Origin of the sequence: Fontivita pretiosa (assembly GCF_050410795.1) — a bacterium.
Lineage (GTDB): Bacteria > Planctomycetota > Phycisphaerae > Tepidisphaerales > Tepidisphaeraceae > Fontivita > Fontivita pretiosa.
This window is the reverse complement of record NZ_CP191258.1, coordinates 3,446,181-3,461,742: the sequence shown is the minus strand read 5'-3', so window position 1 is coordinate 3,461,742 and position 15,562 is coordinate 3,446,181. Positions and strand designations below refer to the sequence as shown.

Here is a 15,562-nt window from a genome sequence, read left to right as displayed (position 1 = left end):
CTGCCTCGGCTCATCCGCCTCCGGGGCCGCTCTCGACGCGGGCCTTTTCGAGCATGGGGGTTTCGCCAGCGAGAATCTGCCTCACACCCCGCTTGATCTCGTTGATCGTAAACGGCTGGCCACGGACTTTGGTCAGGGGCTTGGAATCGACCAAATACGTGGCCCGCAGCAGCAGGTTCAACTGCCCGCAGTTCAGCTCCGGCACAAGCACGTGCTCGAAGTTGCGTATCAACTGCCCCAGCTCCTGCGGCAGCGGATTGAGGTAGCGGATGTGGCATGCGGACACGCCCTGCACGCCTTCGACGGCCAGCTCCAGCGTCGCCGCCTTGATCGCCCCGTAGGTTCCGCCCCACCCGACCACCAGCACTTTGCCCTGAGGCGCTCCGGTGAGGATGTAGCCCTGTCCGGCGGGCTTGATGCCGGCGACCTTGGCGGCGCGGGTCCTGACCATGTGCTCGTGGTTGGCCGGGTCGTAGCTGACCGCGCCGGTCACGTCCTCCTTTTCCAGTCCGCCGATTCGATGCTCCAGCCCGGGGGTTCCGGGGATCGCCCAGGGGCGGACATAGTCCTGGTTTCGCTTGTAGGGCATGAAGCCCCTGGGATCATTGGGCTGCGTCGGATGCGTGATCTGGATTCTCGGCAGCGCGTTGAAATCCGGGATCTTCCAGGGCTCGGAGCCGTTGGCCAGATATCCGTCGGTCAGCAGCAGCACCGGAGTCATGTATTTGGTGGCGATGGTGAAGGCTTCGACGGTGGCATCGAAGCAGTCGGCCGGGGAGCAGGCGGCGATCACCGGCACCGGGCACTCGCCATTGCGTCCGAACATGGCCTGAAGCAGGTCCGCCTGTTCGGTTTTGGTCGGCAGCCCGGTGCTGGGCCCGCCCCGCTGCACGTCCACGATCACCACGGGCAGCTCAGTCATCACCGCAAGCCCGATGGCTTCGGACTTCAGCGCCAGTCCCGGGCCGCTGGTTCCGGTGGCACCCAGTGCCCCGCCGAAGCTGGCGCCGATCGCCGCGCCCAACGCGGCGATCTCGTCCTCGGCCTGGAACGTGATCACGCCGTAGTTCTTCAGCGCCGCCAGTTCATGCAGGATGTCGCTGGCCGGCGTGATCGGATAGCTGCAATAGACCAGCTCCTTGTTGGCGAGTTTGGCGGCGACAACCATGCCGATGGCCACCGCCTCGTTGCCGGTCACCTTTCGATACCTCCCCGGCGGCAGAGACGCGCGGGGCACCTGATACTGCTCGTTGAAAAGCTCGGCGGTTTCTCCGAAGGCGTGCCCGGCCTTCAACGCCAGCGCGTTGGCCATCGCCACCGCCGGATTCCGCTTGCCGAACTTCTCGTTGATGAACTGAAGCGTCGGCTCCAGCGGGCGGTTGTACAGCCAGTAGCACAGCCCCAGAGCGAACATGTTTTTGCAGCGGTCGATCTCCTTGGCGCCCAGGCCCGTGTCCTTGGCGGCGGCGATGGTCAGCTTGTTGATCGGAACCCGAATCACGCGGTAATGCGAGAGCGACCCATCCTCAAGCGGATTTTGCGCATACCCGGCCTTCTTCAGGTCGTTGGGAGTGAACGCATCCTCGTTGACGATGATGATTCCGCCCTCCCGGACGCAGCGCAGATTTGCCTTCAGTGCCGCCGGGTTCATCGCCACCAGCGCATCGACCGTGTCGCCGGGAGTGAAGATGTCCCTGCTGGAAAAGTGGATCTGGAATCCGCTGACTCCCGCGGGCGTGCCCGCCGGCGCGCGGATCTCCGCCGGAAAGTCCGGCAGCGTGCTGATGTCGTTGCCCACGATCGCCGACGTGTCGCTGAACTGCGTGCCGGCCAACTGCATGCCGTCGCCGCTGTCACCGGCGAAGCGCACGGTGACTTCCGGCACGGTGATCACTCTCTTGCGCGGCTTGCCGGGTGGCGCGGTGGCGGTCGCAGTGTCGGCGGTGGTTGTGCTGGAACTTCCCGAGGCGGCTGTGTCGCCCGACTGGGGACCCTCCGAAAGGCTGGCGTTGCTCATTCAAGCTCCTCGACTAAACGACGCGCTGTTGACAGGTCAATGCTCAGATGCACTGGCCAATTATAGATTCCTTCGTCCACAAAGCCAGCAGCCTGTTGCGGACCACGGTTCGTGAGGTGCGTAACCTTGCGGTTTGCGACGCCCGGTGGCCGGAAAGTTGTGCAGTTGCTCCGTTTCATCCGGGCTTTTGCCCGCAACGTGTTTACAATCCGCCACATGTCCCAATCCGATCCCTTCCGACTGGCCGAACGCTTTGGCAGGTATCTGCGCGTCACGGACGTGACCGATGGACTGGACGCCCTTGGCCGCGCAGAGCTTTGCCTGATGTGCCGCCAGATTCGCCCGCTGTGGCTGGGGCTGCGCTTCTGGGGTCCGGCGGTGACACTGCGCGTATTGCCGACGAATCGGCCGATGCCGATTCTCACCCGCGAGCAGGCGCTGGAGCAGCATGCGATCTGGAGCCGGATGGGTGGGTTTGCCGCGCGGGTCGAGGATCAGGTCAAGCCCGGCTGCGTGATCGTGACTTCCACCGGCGGGGCACGCGAGTGCGGATTCTTCGGATCGAACAACTCGCTGGCACTTGCCGCCGCTGGCGTGGTCGGCATCGTCACCGAAGGCTACTGCCGCGACAGCGATGAGCTGATCGCGCAGCGATCTCCCGTGGCCTGTGCGGGCATCGGGCGAACCATCATCCCCGGGCGCGTGCAGGTCATGGAGGTGCAGACGCCGATCAGTTGCGGCGGCGTGATGGTCCGCCCGGGAGACATTGTCGGCTGCGACTTCGACGGCTGCGTCGTGGTTCCTATCGAAATCGCCGAGGAAGTCCTGGCGATCGCGGCCCGCATCGCCGTGGAAGACAAAAAATCCCGCCGACAACTCTATGAACGTCTGGGCAAGCCGCCGGATCAGAGCGTGGACTGGCAGGCGGCGGCGGAGTTCTTCAAGGACCTGCTGTAATCGCTGCTGCTGCCCTCGCCGCGCGGCAGACGCAGCGCCTTGCTGTTATCATCCTTGCCACCATGTCAGCCGAAATCGCGTCTGATCAATCCACCGCGCGGCCACGACAGGCCAGGGCTCTGTCACCCGAGCATCTGCGACTGCAACAGGATGCCAGGCGAGAGAGAAACTGGAAGCGCTGGGGTCCGTACCTGGCCGAGCGACAGTGGGCGACCGTTCGCGAAGACTACTCGGCCAACGGCGACGTGTGGAACTATTTCCCGCACGATCACGCGCGCAGCCGCGCCTACCGCTGGGGCGAAGATGGGATCCTGGGAATCTGCGATCGCGAATGCAGGCTCTGTTTTGCCCTGGCTCTGTGGAACGGGCGCGATCCGATCCTCAAGGAGCGCCTGTTCGGGCTGACCGGCCCGGAAGGCAACCACGGCGAAGATGTGAAGGAATGCTACTATTACCTGGATTCCACACCGACCTACTCGTATCTGAAAGGGTTGTACAAATATCCGCAGGCGGCCTATCCGTACCTGGAGCTTGTGGAGCAGAACCGTCGTCGCGGCCGCCGCGCCCCGGAGTTTGAGATTCTGGACACCGGGGTATTCGATCAGGGCCGGTACTTTGACGTGTTTGCCGAATATGCCAAGCGATCGCCCAACGATATCCTGATCCGCCTGACGGTCTACAATCGTGGCCCCGAGCAGGCGCCGCTGCACCTGATTCCCACCGCCTGGTTTCGCAATACCTGGTCCTGGGGCGCCACCAGCGAAGGCTTGAGCGACCACCGCCCGTACCTGCGACTGCGCGGACCCACGTCGCTTCAGTTGTGGCACTTTACGCTCGGTCGCTGGCGGCTGGAGGCCGAGCCTCATCAGGGGCAGGCGCCGGAGTTCATCTTCACCGACAACGACACGAATCTGGTTCGGCTCTACGGTGCGACGACCAACGGCGGATTCGTCAAGGACGCGTTCCACGAATACGTGATCGACGCCCGCAGCGGATCGATCAACCCGCGAGCTGTTGGGACCAAGGCCGCGGCCCTGTACCTGCTGGATCTGCCGCCGGGCGGATCAGCGACGGTGCGCCTGCGGCTGTTCGCCGAGGAAGAAGCCCCGGGCGGCGAGCCGTTCGGCCCCGGATTCGACGAGACGTTTCGCCAGCGAATCGCCGAGGCCGATGCGTTCTACGCTCAGGTTCTGCCCGCGGAGCTGACAGCGCAGGAGTCGCTGGTGGCGCGGCAGGCATACGCGGGGCTGCTGTGGAGCAGGCAGTTCTATCACTACGTGATCAAGGACTGGCTGGAGGGCGATCCGCATCAGCCCAAGCCTCCGGTCAGCCGAAAACGCGGACGAAACAGCGACTGGACCCACCTGTACAACCGCGATGTCCTGTCGGTGCCCGACAAGTGGGAATATCCCTGGTACGCGGCGTGGGATTTGGCGTTTCACATGCTGCCGATGGCGCGGGTGGATCCTGAGTTTGCCAAGGCGCAACTCGTGCTGCTGCTGCGTGAGTGGTACATGCATCCCAATGGGCAGTTGCCCGCCTGCGAGTTCAATTTCTCCGACGTGCATCCTCCGGTACACGCCTGGGCGTGCTGGCGCGTCTACAAAATCACGGCCAGCCGGGGCCAGCGTGACCGGCTGTTTCTGGCCCGCACGTTTCAGAAGCTGCTGATCAATTTCACCTGGTGGGTCAATCGCAAGGACATCACCGGCCGGCACATCTTCGCCGGAGGGTTCCTGGGGCTGGACAACATTGCGATGTTCGATCGTTCCCGCCCGCTGCCCAGCGGCATGCGACTGGAGCAGGCCGACGGAACCGCCTGGATGGCGTTCTATTGCGGCACCATGCTGGCCATGGCGCTGGAACTGGCGTCAGAATGCCCCGAATACGAGGACTTGGCCAGCAAGTTCTTCGAGCACTTCGTCGCCATCACCGATGCGATCAACACCGTCGGGGGAACCGGACTGTGGAATGAAGACGATGGCTTTTACTACGACCAGATCCACACCAATGGCCTCAGCACCCCGCTGCGAATCCGCTCCTACGTCGGGCTTGTCCCTCTGCTGGCGGTCGAGGTGCTGGAACGCAGCGTCATCGACCGGCTGCCGGGATTCCGAAAACGCATGAACTGGTTCCTTCACAATCGCAGGGACCTGGCCCGATTCATCACCTACATGGAAGGCGGCGACGCACAGCACGCCGGAAGGTATCTGCTGGCCATCCCTTCACAGCAGAAGCTGGATCGTGTGCTGCGGTATGTGCTGGACGAGAACGAGTTGCTCAGCCCGTTCGGAATCCGCTCATTGTCAAGGGCACATCTGGCCCAGCCGTTCGTCGTCCGCATCGACGATCGCGATCTGAGCGTGCGGTATGTGCCCGGCGAGTCGGACACCAACCTGTTCGGTGGCAACTCCAACTGGCGCGGGCCGGTGTGGTTCTGCCTGAACTATCTGCTGATTGAGGCGTTGGAGCGATATCACCACTTTTACGGCGAGCAGTTCACCGTGCAGTGCCCCAGCGGCTCGGGGCGGCGGATGACGCTGCTGGAGGTCGCCAGGGAGTTGCAGACCCGGCTGGTCAGGCTGTTTTTGCCCGATTCGACCGGCCGGCGGCCCTGCATGGGCGATGACCCCCGTTACGCCACCGATCCATACTGGGCAGATCTGCTGTTGTTTCACGAGTACTTCCACGGCGAGAACGGAAAGGGGCTGGGCGCATCACACCAGACGGGCTGGACCTCGCTGGTGACGCGATGCCTGGAAAGCATCGCCCAGGCGCGCAGCAGCGGCCGGCAGGCGCCCTAGCGATGCACGTCGATTCGCCGGCGCGATCGCTCCGAACCGGACTCGGCAACCTTTGAGGGCTACAGTTGTCTAACTCGTGCGGAGAATGAGCCAACGATGCCTGCCCGCGTACAAGGCTATATCGCGTTTGCCCTGACCATCATCCTGGCGATTGGCCCGGTCAGTGCTGATGTGCTGGTCCTCAAGGATGGCACTCGCCTGCAAGGAGACGTCAAGCGCGGCGAGGATGGATGGCTGATTACGCTGCCGGACGGCACGACGCGGGCCGTGGCCCTGGGCGCGGTTCGGTCGATCGAGCTGGGCGCCACGTCGGGCCCGGCCAGCGGACCGGCACGCGGAGCCGAACCGGCGGCGGCGGAACTGGGTCTGGCCTCCCTGCGCCGCAGCGTCGAGGCGCTCAGCGACATCAACCAGATCATCCAGCGGTATGAGCGGTTTATCGAGAACACCCGCGACGCACGCATCGTCGCCGAAGCCCAGATCGACCTGTCGATGTGGCGCGAACGACGCGACCGCGGCCTGGTCAAATACGGCAATCAATGGATTTCACCCCAGCAGGTCCAGATCCTCCAGGCACAGGCAACGTCGCTGGCGGTCGAAGCGCGAGAGCTGATGCGGCAGAACAAGCTGCGTGAGGCCGAGCAGATCCTCCAGCAGGCGCTGGAGCTGGACCCGCACAATCCCTCGGCACATTACCTCAGGGGCGTGGCGCTGTACCGCCAGAACAAGTTCGCCGAAGCCAGAAAGGAGTTCGAAGCGGTCAACGCCCGACTCGAACGGCACGCGCCAACGCTGAACAATCTGGGTGTGATCCTTTATCGCCTGAATGCGCAGAACGCGGCGCTGAACTATTTCGATCAGGCGATGGAGGCCGAGCCGGTCAACCGTTTCATCCTCGACAATGTTGCCGAGGCGCTGGGCGCGATCCCTCCGGAGGAGCAACGCAAGAACAACCTGGTGGCCAGGGTCGTGCGACGCTTTGCCGAGCAGGATCTGGTCCTCCAGCACCAGATGGCCCAGCAGGGGCTGTATCGCTGGGGCGGGCAATGGATCAACCAGAAGGCCCTGGATGAGCTGAAAGCCGCCGAGCGACAGGTGCGAGAGAGGCTCCAGGCGATACAGATGGAGTTCGACCAGGCGACGGCGCGGATGGCGCAGATCGATGATCAGATCCGGCGCAACCAAGAGGAGATCGCTGAGCTGAAGCGACACAGCCTGTTTATCGACAAGGACGGCACGGCACACATGATCCCTCTGCCCCGGCGGTACTACGACCTTCTGAACGACAACCGCTCGCTGGAGGAGGAAAAACGATCGCTGGCGACGAAGCAGGCAATGCTGCGGGAACAGGTCAAGCGGGTGCAGCAGCAGGTGCCGGTTCCTCAGTTTACGGGAATCATGCAGATCGTCGGCGTGGAAGGCATGCCTCCTGCCGCGGCGGAGACTGCCGAGCCGCCGCCCGCGCCGCCGATCGACGCCTCGCCAACCACCGGGCCGGCTTCTCAACCGGTTGATGCGCCCACAACCAACAACGCCCTCGGCGTCGGAGCACCGTGAAGTGTCCGCATTGAGCGGCTCAGACAGCGTCTTTCCCGGCTGACGTGAACGCCAGGGGCGCGCACAAACACCTGCTGCCGGTGCAGCCGCCGCTTGCACGGCGAAAGACGGGCCTGAAGTGGCGAAAGAGCCAACGGCCGGACCTGTGGTGCGTCAGGCGAAAGCAGGACTGGGCTGCTCCTGCGTCGCATTCGGCGACGGCGAGTCGATGACCTCGATCTCGATCGACTCCTGGATGCACGATGCGTCGAGCGCCTGCCGCGCCTCGTCGCGATGCGTCTCCAGCATCAGCAACAGCGAGTCCTTGAGATTCCGCCGACACTCCTCCAGAGATTTGCCGTATGTGATGGTGCCGGGAATCTCTTCGACCCAACCCACAAACCATCCGTTGCGCTCCGGCTTGATGATGGTGTGGTAGCGCTGCTTCATGCCTATCAGTTGATCAACCGGGCCGAGTCGCGTCAAGCCGAACTTGGCCGCCGCGGCAAGTCGAACCGATCCATCCGGGCCGTGCAAATCCTGACCCCAAACCGTCACTGGCGCGCCGTTCACCGCTGAAGCGGGCTGGCTTTTGTGGCCGATGTGTGGTATAGTGCCATCACCATGAGTCACCGGACGATCATGCGACTGATCCTCCTGCCGCTTACGGTCGTCGTACGATAGGCCGCGCCTGCTGCATCCGCGGCGGCCGGCCCACCTCCGAGCTGGTTGTTTCCCGAAGTTTTCCGATTCGTCTGTCGTTCGTAAATCAAGATAGCTGTTGAAGTTGCCCGGCAATATAGCTAGAGTCGGCACTCTTCATCGCGATTCGATGCTCAATGATCGGGCCAGCAGATATCATCAGACCTGCAACGAGCTGAAACAGAGAGAACTGCCATGACGATGCTGAACAACGCCAAGATCTCCGCTCCAGCGGCCGCTTCAAGCCGAACCGACGCCAAACCCCGTTACAAGGGCAAGAGCGGCGCGCAGATTCTGCATGAAATGCTCATCAGCGACCATCACGTCGAGGTGATGTTCGGCTACCCGGGAGGGGCGATCCTGCCGGTGTTCGACCAGCTCTACAAGACCCCCGCCAGGTTCATCCTCAATCGCCACGAGCAGGGCGCCGGTCACGCCGCCGACGGCTACGCCCGCGTCACCGGCAAGCCTGGCGTGTGCATCGTCACTTCCGGCCCGGGCGCCACCAACACCATCACGCCGCTGGCCACCGCCCTGATGGACTCGGTCCCGATCATCGTCTTTTCCGGTCAGGTGGCCACCAAAGTGATCGGCAACGACGCGTTTCAGGAAGCCGACGTGACCGGCATCAGCCGACCCTGCACCAAGTGGAACTACCTGGTCAAGGACGTGCGTGATCTGCCGCGAGTGGTCAACGAGGCATTCCTGATTGCCACCAGCGGCCGGCCCGGACCGGTCCTGATCGATCTGCCCAAGGATGTGACGACCGCGATCTGTCCCGAGGAGGTCAGCGACACGCCTCGCGAGCACATCCTGCGGCGAAAGAAGGTTTCGCTGAGCGGCGGCACGCACAAGCAGGTCATGGACGCCGCCGAGCTGATCAACCGCAGCGAAAAGCCGGTGCTGTACGTGGGCGGCGGCGCGATCACGGCCGGGGCGTCGGAAGTTCTCCGCAAGCTCGCCGACAAGGGCAATATCCCCGTGACCACCACGCTGCTGGGGCTGGGCGCATTCGACGAGCACGATCCCAAGGCGCTGTACATGCTGGGCATGCACGGCAGCGCGTTCGCCAACTATGCGGTGCAGGAGTGCGATTGCCTGATCGCCGTCGGCGCACGCTTCGACGATCGTGTGACCGGAAACCTAGCGACTTTCGCGCCGCACGCCAAGATCATCCACATCGATATCGACCCGTCCTCGATCAGCAAGAACGTGGACGTGGACGTGCCGGTGGTCGGCGACGCGCGGTTGAGCCTGGAGGCGATGCTGCCGTATATCGAGTACCGCGAGCGCAAGGAGTGGTTCGCCCAGATCAATGCCTGGAAAAAACGCTACCCGTTCAGGTACTTCGACGACACGGGCAACACCAAACCGCAGTACGTCATCGAGCAGATCAGCCGCCAGACCAGCGGAGAGGCGATCATCACCACCGGTGTGGGCCAGCACCAGATGTGGGCGGCGCAGTTCTACCGCTGGCGATACCCAAGGCAGATGATCACCAGTGGCGGGCTGGGAACGATGGGCTACGGCCTGCCGGCGGCGATGGGCGCGGCACTGGGCGCTCCGGGCAAAATCGTCATCGACATCGACGGCGACGCATCGTTCTGCATGACCATGTTCGAGCTGCCCACCATCGCCGAGTACAACATCCCCGTGAAAGTCGCCATCCTCAACAACAACTTCCAGGGAATGGTCAAGCAATGGCAGGACCTGTTCTACCAGCGCCGCTACAGCCAAAGCGCCATGAAAAACCCGGACTTCGCCAAGCTGGCCGAAGCCTGCGGCATTCGCGGCATCCGCTGTGAGCACAAGGCCGATGTCGAGAAGGCCGTCAGCGAAATGCTCGCGCACAAGGGGCCGATCGTCGTGGACTTCCACGTCGAGCCGAACGAGCACGTGTACCCGATGGTCCCGGCGGGCAAGGGGCTGCACGAGATGGAGATGGGGACGCTGGCGTAGCCGCCGCCGCGCCCGACGGCCCATGCACTGGCCCATCGCCGCGATGGGCAGGGCCAAGGCTTCTCACCAGCGGTGGTGCACCTGATCGCGGATGTATCGATCGTACACCTGGCGGACCCGTGCCATCTGGGCGTCGCTCAGCGGCGGCAGGTCCGACGCCCGGGCGTTGGCCTCGGCCTGCTCAGGATTCCTGGCGCCGGGAATCACACAGCTCACCGCGTCGAACATCAGGATCCACCGCAGCGCCAGTTGCGCCAGCGTCGCGCCCGCCGGAACCAGGGGTTTAAGCTCCTCGACGGCCTTCAGCCCCGTCTCGAAATCCACCCCGCTGAACGTCTCGCCGACATCGAACGCCTCGCCATGGCGGTTGAAGTTGCGATGATCATCCGGCGCGAATTGCGTCTGTCGGGTCATCTTCCCGCTCAGCAGCCCGCTGGCCAGCGGAACCCGCGCCAGGATGCCGACCTTGCGCTTCTTTGCCTGCTCGAAGAACAGTTCGGCCGGGCGGTGACGGAACATGTTGAAGATGATCTGCACCGTCTGGACGTTGGGATACTCGATCGCCTTCAGCGCCTCTTCAACCTTCTCGACGCTGACGCCGTAGAAGCGGATCTTGCCCTGCCGAACCAGATCATCCAGCACGCCGAAGACTTCCGGGCGGTAGTACACCTCCACAGGCGGACAGTGGAGCTGCAACAGGTCCAGCGCATCGGTCTGGAGATTTTTCAGACTTCGATCGACGAAGCGAGTGAGGTTCTCGCGGTTGTACCCGTCGGCGGTGTGGGGACTGAGCCGCCTGCCCGCTTTCGTTGCGACATAGATCGTGTCGCGCGGGCGATCTTTCCTGAGCCTGGCGATCAGCCGCTCGGATCGTCCGTCGCCATACACGTCGGCGGTGTCGATGAAATTGACGCCCAGATCGACCGCGCGGTTCAGCGCCGCAAGGGAGGTGGCGTCGTCCACTTCTCCCCACGCCCCGCCGATCGCCCAGGCGCCGAAGGAGACTTCGGAAACGCTCCAGCCCGTCCTGCCCAGCTCGCGGTATCGCATGGCCTTATCCGCCCTCAAGCCCCCTCGCGGGTCACGATCTTGTAGTTCTCGCGCTCGCCGATCCCGCGCACCGGATAGTCCTTGCGCAATGGATAGCTGCCAAAACCGTTCCACGTGAGGATCCGCCGCAGGTCCGGATGCCCGACGAAAATGATCCCGAACATGTCATAGACCTCGCGTTCCATCCATTCGGCGCCGGGCCAGACGCCGCAGACGCTGTCCACCTTCAGCCCCGGGTCGCCCTTCTCCACGACCTCTTCATCGCGCCAGTCCCTGCCCGGGGAGGTGTCCTGAGTCGGATCGAGAAAAACCTTCAGCCACAGCCGGTTGTTGTTGGGAATCGAGAGCAGCCCGTAATTGACGCCGAAGCGGTGCCTGGCGCCGGGGAAGTTGAGGTAATCCACGCCGTTAAGCTCAAAGAGCATGTCATATCGCAGCGCCGGATCGTCGCGCAGGAAAGTGCAGACCGGGACAATCTTTTCGCGCGGTACGACGACGGTAACCATGTCGCGAAACTCGCCGACCAGAAACTTCGTGTCCGCGAACTTCGATTTCAGCGGCGCCAGGGCCGGGTGATGGATGGTTCGGGTCATGACTCGCTCAAGATCGTAAGAGCCGCGCGCGGTCCGTCAAGCGAGACACCGCGCTGCATCGCCGGGGACGAGCGGATGCACCCACAGGAGCACAAGAATCGACGCGTCAATCCACGCTGCGGATGCTGTCGCCAACCGAGATCACGCCGTCGTCCAGAATCTGCGCCCGCAGCCCGCCGCGATGAATCAGGGCCCGCATCACCCCGGGGCGGGTCAGGCTTTCCACATGCCTGCACGGCTCGCAGAGCATCAGGCCACGCATCCGCACCGAGCCGACCATGAACTGGCGGCCGACCAGGTGATTCAGCGCCACGCCGCGCGTGAGCAGGTTCCGGCGTGTCTCGATCGGCTCCAGTCGCAGGGGATAGTCGCGGTTCACCGCCTCGATCGCTTCGGATTCGATCAGCGTGATCTCGCGTTCGGGCGTGTCCTTCTTCGGATGACCCGGATCGCGGAATTTGCGATCGCCCACGATTCCCCTGCCTGCCACAACCTGCGCCGAAGGCACCGAGACCATCGGCTCGGCGCTTCGGGCGGCGATAAAGATCGCGACGACGCTTCCGCTGTCTGCTGACATGGCTGCTCCCTTTGCCGCTGCGGCCCGCACACTGATTGAACCACAGATTCTCCCGTTTGCACAGATGCACCGGGTCAACCGATGCCCACGCACAGGCTGACGGACAATCGACTCGACGGCGAGCTGATCGGCAACGATCCGGCGACTTTCACGATCGCGCCGGCAGCCTTGCGCGTGCTTGTCGGACCGAAGTATCGTCATGACCTGAGCACGTGATGACCTGTTTCTTTGCCAGCGTGGAATCTCACGAGCACCATCGTCACGCCGCGGGCCATCACGTGTCACGTGACCGCATCACGGGTGTGGCCATCTTTTGTGGATCACGCGGCCCGGCGGGATTCACGGTCCCAATAGGCGTCCCATTGCCCGCTCTCGCGTAGGGCCAGCAGGTTCATCATCGCCGCCGCATTGTCACGATCCCACTTCATCCCCGGCCGCTTCAGTCGCAGCGTCAGCGTCTTGCACGTGGCCTCGGTCGGACCCGAGCCGATGTCCCAACCTTCGGCCAACGCCTGGGCGTAGTCCAGCATGTCCCGCCGTTGCTCGAGGTAATTCCGCAGCCCGCGCAGGCTCTGCTTCTTGGTCGGCGAACGCGACCGCTTCTCCAGCTCCGCGATCGCCGACAGCATCCCCCTCACGTCCGAACGTTTCGCTTCTGCCAGCCGATCGTGAGCCCAGGACCGGGCCGCCTGACCTTCGCCCAGGCAACAGCGCGCCGTCGCGTGCACATGCTCGGCCAGATGGTAAAAGTCCAGCAGGATCACCTGCAGGAACAATAGCGCCAGGCAGACCTGCCGATAGATCCAGACGGCCCCGTCGAACAGGCAGATCGTCTGATCGGCACGCTCAAAGCCGATCTGTCGGGCGTAGCTGGCCAGCAGCGGGGCGAACTCCTTGCTCAGCTTTTCCGTCGCCAGCACGTGGCGGTGGGTCTTGTCCTGATCGTAGAAGACCGCGATCTTCATCTCCTTGAACCGCTCGTCGCTGCCCGGCTTGGGCGGCGGCAGATCTTTGGCGTTGCCCACGCCCGCCTTGCCACGCTGCTGGCGGCGGGTCACGTGCTGCTGGCGACGCTTGAGCTTCTCGGCCTGCGTGACCGTCGGGGCCATCACCCCGTCCACCCCGCCATAGGCTCGCGTGCGTCCGCTGCCATCGGGCAGCTTGGCCTGCTCCGCCGACCAGGCCGCCGGCAACTGCCCCGAGTCCCGCACCTGCCGCACGTGCTGGCCTTCACCTTCGGTAATCTGACGCAGCCGTTCCTTGCTCAGCGACAGCCCGCCCACACGCTTCAGATCTCGGCGGGACTGATCGAAGTCCTGGCCGATTCCCATCAGGCAGCACAGTTGCCTTGCCCCGGGCGTCACGTTCGACTGCTGCACGCCCGCCAACGCGTCGCCGGGACAGCACCCGCCGGCTTGCTTGCCCCAGAAGTATTTGCGCTGCAGACGCACCTCACCGGCGGCGCTGAGCACGTCCAGCCCGCGCTTTCCCTTGTCCTGCGCCAGGGGCGGAGGGGGAAAAAGCGCCGCTGGTTTCGGCGGCGTCCAACTTCGCTTGCAGGATCCGCTCGAAGGCTTGTGCCGTCAGCTTCTGAAACAACTCGCGAACCTGCCATTCGCTGGCCGCGATCCACGACCCGTCCGGCGCTTGTTCCACGGCGTTGATTGCCTGATCCAGAGATTGGTGAAATTGTTCCGTTAGTTCGCGCTTCAGCGCTTCGCGATCCATGCGGCCTCCTTGCCGTTAAAGGCGGAGCCGCCTATCTCTTACCTCACCCCACAGAAAATGGCCACACCCCCGCATCACAGCGAACACGCGATGATCGGTTCCGGTTCGTCCTTGCTGTGCATCCACCGCCGGCCGTCCAGCTCGATAAGGCTGAAGGCGTCTTTGGGCCCCCAGGTGCCCGGGGCGTACTCCTGCGGGGGCTTTCGGGACTGAGCCCAGCCCTGCTCGATGGGGTCGATGACGGCCCAGGCGGCCTCGACTTCGTCGCCGCGGATGAAAAGGGTCTGGTCGCCGGTGATCGCGTCGTAAATGAGCCGCTCGTAGGCTTCGGGAGGCTCGACGTGGAAGGTGGTGCGGTACAGAAAATCCAGGGCAACGGGTTTGATGTTCAACTGCCCGCCGGGAACCTTGCCATTCAGTCGCCAACTGATGCCTTCATCGGGTTGGATGCGGATGACCAGATCGTTGGGATAGACCGGAGATTCGCACTGTTTTTGAAACAGAGTCAGTGGAGGCGAGCGGAAGCGGACGACCACCTCGCTGATCTTCTCGGGCAGGCACTTGCCGGTTCGCAGGTAGAACGGCGTGCCGCTCCACCGCCAGTTGTCGATGAACAGCTTCAGCGCCACGAAGGTCTCGGTTTTGGAATCCGGCGCTACTCCCGGTTCATTCCAGTATCCGGGGGTATATTCTCCCCCGGCCATCTGGCCGGCGCGATACTGCCCGCGCACCGCGAAATCATCCACCTGGCTGGGACGGATCGGGCGCACCGACTTGTAGACCTTGACCTTCTCATCGCGGATGCTGATCGCATCCAGCGCCACCGGCGGCTCCATCCCCACCAGCGCCATGAGCTGGAACATGTGGTTCTGCACCATGTCACGCAGCGCTCCGCTGCGGTCGTAATATCCGCCACGCGAACCCACCCCCAGCGTCTCGGCCACCGTGATCTGCACGTGGTCGATGTACTTGTAGTTCCAGATCGGCTCGAAGATGGAATTGGCGAAGCGCATCACCATCAGGTTCTGGACCGTCTCCTTGCCCAGGTAATGGTCGATGCGGAAGACCTGCGACTCATCGAAGTAGCGATGCAGCAGGTCGTTGAGCTTTCGCGCGGATTCCAGGTCGCGTCCGAAGGGCTTTTCGATGACGATTCGCTGAAATCCCTGGCCGGCCTCGGATCGGTAGATCTCGCGGTTTTCGCCCAGGCAGGTGATGATCGGCTCGAAGGTATTGGGCGGAGTGGACAGATAAAACAGCCGATTGCCGGCGGTGCCGTGAATGCGGTCGATCTCGCGGAGCCTGCGGGCCAGGCGATGATGCGCCTCGGCGGCGCCGTAGTCCTGCCCGGACAGGTAGTACGTGGCCCGCTCCACACGCTGCCATATCTGTGGATCGAACTGCGAATTGCCCCTGCGGGCAAAGGTCTGAGCGGCCTGGCGGCACTCGGCGCGGAACTGCTCGTCGCTCATCGGCGTGCGGGCAAAGCCCACCAGGGCAAACTGCTGCGGCAGCAGATCCTCTCGAGCCAGCTCGTACAGCGCGGGAATCAGCTTGCGCCTGGCCAGATCGCCGCTGGCACCGAAAATCACCAGAACACAACCGGGGGCAGCCGTCGGCATCCAATGTCCTTTCTCGT

General features: G+C 63.7%; 13 protein-coding genes. 5 read left to right on the top strand and 8 right to left on the bottom strand.

Features of this window, described 5'->3' with window-relative positions; translation table 11 throughout:
- Window positions 1-10: 10 nt before the first annotated feature.
- Window positions 11-2,017 (bottom strand): 2-oxoacid:acceptor oxidoreductase subunit alpha, encoded by a 2,007-nt coding sequence (locus ACQS5P_RS14035; protein WP_428937248.1) that lies wholly within the window; start codon window positions 2,015-2,017, stop codon window positions 11-13.
- Window positions 2,018-2,233: 216 nt separating this feature from the next.
- Between ACQS5P_RS14035 and ACQS5P_RS14030 the strand changes: the two genes are divergently transcribed.
- The 3 genes from ACQS5P_RS14030 (at window position 2,234) to ACQS5P_RS14020 (ending at window position 7,335) form a co-directional block, all read left to right on the top strand.
- Entirely contained in the window at window positions 2,234-2,974 is a 741-nt protein-coding gene (locus ACQS5P_RS14030) for an RraA family protein (protein ID WP_428937247.1), read from the top strand.
- Window positions 2,975-3,036: 62 nt separating this feature from the next.
- Window positions 3,037-5,778 (top strand): MGH1-like glycoside hydrolase domain-containing protein, encoded by a 2,742-nt coding sequence (locus ACQS5P_RS14025; protein WP_428937246.1) that lies wholly within the window; start codon window positions 3,037-3,039, stop codon window positions 5,776-5,778.
- Between the two features lie 96 nt (window positions 5,779-5,874).
- On the top strand, window positions 5,875-7,335 hold the full coding sequence (locus ACQS5P_RS14020; RefSeq protein WP_428937245.1) for a tetratricopeptide repeat protein: 1,461 nt from the start codon (window positions 5,875-5,877) through the stop codon (window positions 7,333-7,335).
- A gap of 153 nt (window positions 7,336-7,488) precedes the next feature.
- On the opposite strand, the gene ACQS5P_RS14015 is transcribed toward ACQS5P_RS14020, so the two are convergent.
- The gene (locus tag ACQS5P_RS14015) at window positions 7,489-7,764 is read right to left on the bottom strand and encodes a type II toxin-antitoxin system HicB family antitoxin (protein ID WP_428937244.1); all 276 of its coding nucleotides are present in this window, start codon (window positions 7,762-7,764) and stop codon (window positions 7,489-7,491) included.
- 447 nt (window positions 7,765-8,211) lie between these two features.
- Here ACQS5P_RS14015 and ilvB point away from each other — a divergent pair, with 447 nt between their 5' ends.
- Window positions 8,212-9,975, top strand: coding sequence for a biosynthetic-type acetolactate synthase large subunit (gene ilvB / locus ACQS5P_RS14010; RefSeq protein ID WP_428937243.1), 1,764 nt, complete (start codon window positions 8,212-8,214; stop codon window positions 9,973-9,975).
- 63 nt (window positions 9,976-10,038) lie between these two features.
- On the opposite strand, the gene ACQS5P_RS14005 is transcribed toward ilvB, so the two are convergent.
- The 3 genes from ACQS5P_RS14005 to ACQS5P_RS13995 form a co-directional block, all read right to left on the bottom strand.
- A complete protein-coding gene (locus tag ACQS5P_RS14005) occupies window positions 10,039-11,025 on the bottom strand; it encodes an aldo/keto reductase (protein ID WP_428937242.1) in 987 nt (328 codons plus the stop codon).
- A gap of 14 nt (window positions 11,026-11,039) precedes the next feature.
- Window positions 11,040-11,618 carry an NADH-quinone oxidoreductase subunit C gene (locus tag ACQS5P_RS14000; protein ID WP_428937241.1) on the bottom strand — a complete coding sequence of 193 codons (579 nt, stop codon included), beginning with the start codon at window positions 11,616-11,618 and terminating at the stop codon, window positions 11,040-11,042.
- A gap of 106 nt (window positions 11,619-11,724) precedes the next feature.
- Window positions 11,725-12,195 (bottom strand): MOSC domain-containing protein, encoded by a 471-nt coding sequence (locus tag ACQS5P_RS13995; protein WP_428937240.1) that lies wholly within the window; start codon window positions 12,193-12,195, stop codon window positions 11,725-11,727.
- An 81-nt stretch (window positions 12,196-12,276) separates the two neighbouring features.
- Between ACQS5P_RS13995 and ACQS5P_RS13990 the strand changes: the two genes are divergently transcribed.
- Window positions 12,277-12,411 (top strand): hypothetical protein, encoded by a 135-nt coding sequence (locus tag ACQS5P_RS13990; RefSeq protein WP_428937239.1) that lies wholly within the window; start codon window positions 12,277-12,279, stop codon window positions 12,409-12,411.
- A gap of 104 nt (window positions 12,412-12,515) precedes the next feature.
- Here ACQS5P_RS13990 and ACQS5P_RS13985 read toward each other — a convergent pair whose 3' ends face one another.
- The 3 genes from ACQS5P_RS13985 to zwf form a co-directional block, all read right to left on the bottom strand.
- A complete protein-coding gene (locus ACQS5P_RS13985) occupies window positions 12,516-13,667 on the bottom strand; it encodes a hypothetical protein (protein WP_428937238.1) in 1,152 nt (383 codons plus the stop codon).
- Window positions 13,648-13,923 carry a hypothetical protein gene (locus ACQS5P_RS13980; protein ID WP_428937237.1) on the bottom strand — a complete coding sequence of 92 codons (276 nt, stop codon included), beginning with the start codon at window positions 13,921-13,923 and terminating at the stop codon, window positions 13,648-13,650. Before ACQS5P_RS13980 ends, ACQS5P_RS13985 begins: the two co-directional genes overlap by 20 nt.
- A 74-nt stretch (window positions 13,924-13,997) precedes the next feature.
- On the bottom strand, window positions 13,998-15,545 hold the full coding sequence (zwf, locus tag ACQS5P_RS13975; RefSeq protein WP_428937236.1) for a glucose-6-phosphate dehydrogenase: 1,548 nt from the start codon (window positions 15,543-15,545) through the stop codon (window positions 13,998-14,000).
- Between the last annotated feature and the right edge of the window lie 17 nt (window positions 15,546-15,562).

What these genes read in the sequence shown, in the direction of transcription:
- ACQS5P_RS14035 (WP_428937248.1), bottom strand. Translation starts at nt 2,017, where the DNA reads ATGAGCAACGCCAGCCTTTCGGAGGGTCCCCAGTCGGGCGACACAGCC.
- ACQS5P_RS14030 (WP_428937247.1), top strand. Translation starts at nt 2,234, where the DNA reads ATGTCCCAATCCGATCCCTTCCGACTGGCCGAACGCTTTGGCAGGTAT.
- ACQS5P_RS14025 (WP_428937246.1), top strand. Translation starts at nt 3,037, where the DNA reads ATGTCAGCCGAAATCGCGTCTGATCAATCCACCGCGCGGCCACGACAG.
- ACQS5P_RS14020 (WP_428937245.1), top strand. Translation starts at nt 5,875, where the DNA reads ATGCCTGCCCGCGTACAAGGCTATATCGCGTTTGCCCTGACCATCATC.
- ACQS5P_RS14015 (WP_428937244.1), bottom strand. Translation starts at nt 7,764, where the DNA reads ATGAAGCAGCGCTACCACACCATCATCAAGCCGGAGCGCAACGGATGG.
- ilvB (WP_428937243.1), top strand. Translation starts at nt 8,212, where the DNA reads ATGACGATGCTGAACAACGCCAAGATCTCCGCTCCAGCGGCCGCTTCA.
- ACQS5P_RS14005 (WP_428937242.1), bottom strand. Translation starts at nt 11,025, where the DNA reads ATGCGATACCGCGAGCTGGGCAGGACGGGCTGGAGCGTTTCCGAAGTC.
- ACQS5P_RS14000 (WP_428937241.1), bottom strand. Translation starts at nt 11,618, where the DNA reads ATGACCCGAACCATCCATCACCCGGCCCTGGCGCCGCTGAAATCGAAG.
- ACQS5P_RS13995 (WP_428937240.1), bottom strand. Translation starts at nt 12,195, where the DNA reads ATGTCAGCAGACAGCGGAAGCGTCGTCGCGATCTTTATCGCCGCCCGA.
- ACQS5P_RS13990 (WP_428937239.1), top strand. Translation starts at nt 12,277, where the DNA reads ATGCCCACGCACAGGCTGACGGACAATCGACTCGACGGCGAGCTGATC.
- ACQS5P_RS13980 (WP_428937237.1), bottom strand. Translation starts at nt 13,923, where the DNA reads ATGGATCGCGAAGCGCTGAAGCGCGAACTAACGGAACAATTTCACCAA.
- zwf (WP_428937236.1), bottom strand. Translation starts at nt 15,545, where the DNA reads ATGCCGACGGCTGCCCCCGGTTGTGTTCTGGTGATTTTCGGTGCCAGC.